We start from the raw sequence: 5,102 nt of genomic DNA, 5'->3' as shown, positions 1-5,102 counted from the left end.
AGCGCGATACCAATAGACGATCATGAGAGGGCCAGTTCGATCACAAGATCAGCGACAGATCCCCCCAGCTGGTCCCGGCGACGAGGCGCGGCTGACCCCACCGGCCGTCCACGTGACGCACGCGCTGAGGATCGAGGGGCCCGGCCTGCGCGAGGCCACGACGAAGGACCTCGCACCGGGTGAGTCCGAGGACCTCACGGTGACCCTGCAGCCGGGTACTTACTAGCTGGACTGCCCGGTCGGCAACCACGAGTCGCTGGGTATGAAACTCGGCATCACGGTGTCCTGAGCCGTCCGCGCCATCTGGTGGAGTCGGCTGACGCCCACGTCAGCGCGCCGCTCACCGGCCGGCGCCCGCGACGTTCCGCGCCTCGCGGCCGCAGGCGGGGCGTGTCATTCATTGACGAGATGGCTATAGTTCGACACCATCCAACTTCAGTTGGTAATCAATCGGCGGAGTGCCGGCTGGTCCTCCGTCCAGCCATCCCGACCCGATCCGTTGCCAGGATCCTGGCGACCGAACCCGTGCTATGGCGCCCCGGCGGCCACGACGACGGTCGGGAAGGCCTGACCAGGGAGGTCGGCCGTGCCGAGCAACCGGAGAACATTCGTACACCTGGCGGTCATGGCCGGAGCCACCGCACCGTTGTCCCTCACCGGGCTTCCCGTGTCTCTCACCGGGCTTCCCGCGGCGCTGGCGGCGCCGGTTCCAGGACCACGACCTGACCCACACCAGACGACGCCGGCCGGGGTCGGCATCCCCGGACCAGGCAGTCCCGGCTGGCTGACCAGTGGTAACAGCCGCGGGCTCTACGCCGGTTACTGGGTCAGCGGCGCGTACAGCACCACGGGCTTCCTCTGGCGCGACGGCACCGTGCATGTCCTCAACGGCAGCACGGCACCGAAGACGGTGACCGAGGACGGCGTAGTCATCGGCGATTTCGTCAGCCACTACGACCGGCAGGCGTTCCGGCTGGAACACAGAAACCCCCAGCCCCAGCGTCTGGGCTACCTCGGCGGCACCCAAACGGCCGGCGGCTACAGCAGCACCGCGGCGGCGGTCAACCGCGCCGGGGTCATCGTCGGCACCAGCACCACCAACGCTGGTACGTTCCATGCCTTCCGGTGGGCGGACAGCCACCTGCAGGATCTGGGTACGCTCGGCGGCCCGGGCAGCTCCGCCGTCGCGGTCACCAGCGCCGGTGCCATCGCCGGCAGCAGTGACACCGCCGCCGGCCCGTCCCACGCCTTCCTCTGGAGGAGAGGCACCCTGCACGACCTGGGTACCCTCGGCGGCCCGTCGAGTTCCGCGGTGGCCGCGAACGACGCCGGGCAGATCGTGGGCTACAGCGACACGGCCGACGGTCACACCCACGCCTTCCGCTGGGAACGCGGTCGTCTGATCGACCTCGGCACGCTCCCCGGCGACACCGATTCCTCGGCGATCGGTATCAACAACGTCGGCCAGGTCCTCGTCCGGAGCCGCGGCTCGTCGAGCCGTGCATTCGTCTGGCAGCACGGCCAGCGCGCGACCATTAGCGTGCCCACCGGCGACCTCGAGGTGACCGCCATCAACGACCGGGGAACCGTCGCCGGCACGGCGAACGGGCACGCGTTCCGTTGGCGCAACGGCCGCTTCACCGATCTCGGCACGCTGGGCGGGCCGTACAGCTACGCGAGCGTCATCACCCCCACCGACGTCGTCCTCGGTTCCTCAGTCCCGGCGGACTCCCCGATTCCGCTCGCGACCTTCTGGCCGGCCCCCGGCCCCCGGCCGCTGACGCGACCCGCGAGGCGTTTTCGGTCAGGATGGACGATGTCGGACGGATGGAGACCTCGCCGGCACGGCGGACCGCCGGCACCAGCACGGACGACCCGACGGAGGATCATCATGAGCGAGTCCGAAGACATCGCGGTACACACCCTGCCCGGCCACGTCGCCGTCGTCGAGGTCCGCCGTCCGCCGCACAACTTCTTCGACGTGCGTCTGATCCAGACCCTCGCCGACATCTATGACAAGCTCGACGCCGACTCCGACGTCCGTGCCGTCGTGCTGTGCTCCCAGGGCAGGAACTTCTGCGCCGGAGCCGACTTCTCCGGCGCGAGTGCGGCCGAGGCGATTTCGGCGGATGAGGGGGCGCCGGCCCTTTACCGCGAGGCGCTACGGCTATTCGCCTCCCCGATACCGGTCGTGGCCGCGGTGCAGGGCAGCGCGGTCGGCGGCGGGCTGGGGCTCGCGCTGTCCGCGGACTTCCGGGTCGCGAGCCCGGACAGCCGCTTCGCGGCGAACTTCTCCCGGATCGGGCTGCACCAGGGCTTTGGCATCTCGGTGACCCTGCCGGCGGTCGTCGGCCGGCAGAAGGCGCTCGACCTACTCTACACCGGTCGCCGGGTCGGTGGGCAGGAGGCGTTCGCCATCGGCCTCGCCGACCGGCTCGTGCCGAACACCGAGCTGCGGGAGGCCGCGGTGGCGCTGGCCGGTGAGATCACCGCCGCCGCGCCGCTGGCCGTGCGCAGCATCCGGGAGACAATGTGGGCGGATCTCGTCCCCGTCATCCGGGCGGCCACCGAACGGGAAACCGCCGAGCAGGCCAGACTGCGGGCCACCGAGGACTTCGCCGAGGGGGTGCGCGCCTCGACGGAGCGCCGCGAGCCCCGTTTCACCGGCCGCTGAGTGGTCCGGGCGGGCCGGTCCTCGGGGACTTCCGGGCGGGCGGGACGAGCCACCGGTCAGGCCTGGCCGCGGGCCACCGCCTCAGCCGGTGAGGAACCGCCCGCCTAGATAGGCCTCGGCCAGCTCGCAGCTGTCCCGAGCGTACTCGGTGACGCTCGGGACCGCGTCCGAGTGCGGATGGGTGCCCAGCCAAGCCACCAGGAGCAGCCGGCGCAACAGGACGAAGGTGGGGATCATTGCCACGTCGTCCGCGGTGAGCGGGCGCTGGCGCTGGTAGGCGGCCAGCCAGGCGGCCACCAGGTCGCCGGCCTCGTCGAGGTGCTCGATGAAGGACAGCGACGCGGCGAGATCCCAGAGGTACCAGCCGAAGCCGCAGTCGTCGAAGTCGATCACACAGACGTCCCCGGTGGACTCGTCCCGGGGTACCAGGAGGTTCGCCAGCCGCATGTCGGCGTGGACGAGCCCGAACCGGTCCAGCCCGGTGCCGAAGGCGGCCAGGCGTGCCTCGATGTCGGCCGCGGCCCGGCTCAGCAGGCCCAACGCCGCGCGGCTGTCCCCCCGCGGGCCGGGGCCGCCGGCCAGCCCGATGATCAAGCCCTCCGACCAGCTCCCCCACCGGCCAGCGTCGCCGAGCATGCTCCGCCAGGTCCACTCGAAGCGGGCGAAGGTAGCCGGGCGGGACCACTCCCGCGCGTGCCGATGCAGCCGCGCGGTGATGTCCCCGAGCTGCCCGAACGCGCCGCGCAGGGACGTGGGGTCCGTCGGTTCCGGTGAACGTCCGTCGACCCATTCGAACAACACGGCGTGCCGCTCGGCACCACCCGGCCCAGCGGGATCCGGCGAGGCGGGATCCGGCCCAGCGGGATCCGGCGAGGCGGCGCTCGGGGGGAGGGCGCCGGTCGCGGCCACGGTCGCCACGGGCCCACCCGCCATCGTCGGCACGACCGGCGGCGTCACGACCACGCCGTCGGCGCGCAGGGCAGCCACCCACGCCAGCTCGCCGTGAATCTCGACGAGAGTGTGGTACCCGGGCCGGTGCAGCCGCAACGCCCAACGCCGGCCGGTCGCCGGGTCGTCCACGCGGTAAGTGACGTTCTCCGAGACATGCAGCAGGCTCGCCCGCGGCGACGGGCCGAGATCGTAGGCGGCGAGGACGTCACCGAAGACGCCGTCCAGCCCCACCAGCCCGTCAACGGAGGTCGCGCTCACCGTACGACCGCCGGTCCAGGCGAGATGGCGCCTCCGTGGGAGGACGTGACCCCGCGTACGGTTCCGGCCTGCTTGAACCCTTGCTTGAACCCTGTTTCACCAAGGGAAATGGTCCGCATCCATCTTGTTTGCCGGAGTCGGCGGGCCGCCGTCAAGGAACCGGGCCCGGCCGCACCCACCGTCGAAACCCACCGTCGAAGAACCAGCGCCACGGCGCGGCGCCTCCACGAACACGGCCGCGCTGCGGCCGACGCCGTGCTGTTCTGCACCCCGCAGTACGCAGGCGCACTACCGGAAGCTTCAAGAACCTGATCGACTGGACGATCGGCGGCGGGGTGAGCCCATCGCGGTCCACCGGCGACCGACCCGGACGGCCGACCACCGATGGGCCCGCGATTGGGACACCGACCTTCCCTCCCTCGCGCCCTGCGCGGCGTCTCACCCGGACAGGTGACCCGCCGCGGCCGGACACGTCAGTTCGGGATGGGCTGGCAGTTGGGTTGCGGGATGGGCGGGTAGGGAGGGCAGGGCGGTCCGGGCGGCTGGCAGCCCGCGCCGGTGGTGAGCAGACCGAGCGTGACGGCGGCTCCGATGGTCACCAGAATGCGACGGACACCGACAGCTCGCCCGGTTCTTCTCTTAACGGGTCGACGCATATTTGAACCTCTCTCGCGTCTCTCACGTGTTCTCCGATCCGCTATTCCCTACCAGAACTTCCCCACTCAATGACAACGGCGCGCCGAGCCCTTCGATTCCGTTTCACGTTTATGTATTCCCGTCCGGATTATCGGGCCGCGCATCGGGCGGACGGCCGGGCCGGTGAGAACCCGATGCGGTTGGCACCGGAACACCCTGCCCGCCCGGCCATCGATGACAATATTCATCAAGATGGGAGAACCGATACATCTGTGCCGAACCAGCGAAAGTCCGGGCGGCGGCCACGCCTGCCGTTGACCGGCGTCGACAGCGGTCGCCTGCCGTTGACCGGTGTCGACAGCCGTTGACCACTTTTGACACCGTTGACCATCGTCCGGGAGGACCATTCCAGCGGCCGGTCCTTGCCCGGGAGTACGGGCCGGGTGACCGGCTGCGCCCACATCACCGGGGGTGCCCGCAAGGGGTATCCGCATACCCCGGATGGGCTCATGTTTCCAGTCCGGTGGAGATGTTCCCGTAGGACCTGGCCACCCGGCGTACCGGGCCCCTAGGGGGACGTAAT

Annotated in this window: 3 protein-coding genes; 2 read left to right on the top strand and 1 reads right to left on the bottom strand. The window is 70.6% G+C overall.

Features of this window, described 5'->3' with window-relative positions; all coding sequences use genetic code 11:
- Positions 1–22: 22 nt before the first annotated feature.
- Complete coding sequence (locus AC08OQ_RS17555; protein ID WP_476612215.1) at positions 23–226, top strand: hypothetical protein; 204 nt, start codon at positions 23–25, stop codon at positions 224–226.
- Positions 227–625: 399 nt separating this feature from the next.
- On the top strand, positions 626–2,674 hold the full coding sequence (locus tag AC08OQ_RS17550; protein WP_476605428.1) for an enoyl-CoA hydratase-related protein: 2,049 nt from the start codon (positions 626–628) through the stop codon (positions 2,672–2,674).
- Between the two features lie 81 nt (positions 2,675–2,755).
- Here AC08OQ_RS17550 and AC08OQ_RS17545 read toward each other — a convergent pair whose 3' ends face one another.
- On the bottom strand, positions 2,756–3,883 hold the full coding sequence (locus tag AC08OQ_RS17545) for a phosphotransferase enzyme family protein (RefSeq protein ID WP_476601437.1): 1,128 nt from the start codon (positions 3,881–3,883) through the stop codon (positions 2,756–2,758).
- Between the last annotated feature and the right edge of the window lie 1,219 nt (positions 3,884–5,102).

Source organism: Frankia sp. CcCS3 (assembly GCF_977927575.1).
The sequence above is the reverse complement of the archived record's forward strand: the minus strand, read 5'-3'. Positions and strand labels throughout refer to the sequence as shown.

Coding starts and splice junctions, on each gene's coding strand:
- AC08OQ_RS17550 (WP_476605428.1), top strand. CDS start 626: ATGGCCGGAGCCACCGCACCGTTGTCCCTCACCGGGCTTCCCGTGTCT.
- AC08OQ_RS17555 (WP_476612215.1), top strand. CDS start 23: ATGAGAGGGCCAGTTCGATCACAAGATCAGCGACAGATCCCCCCAGCT.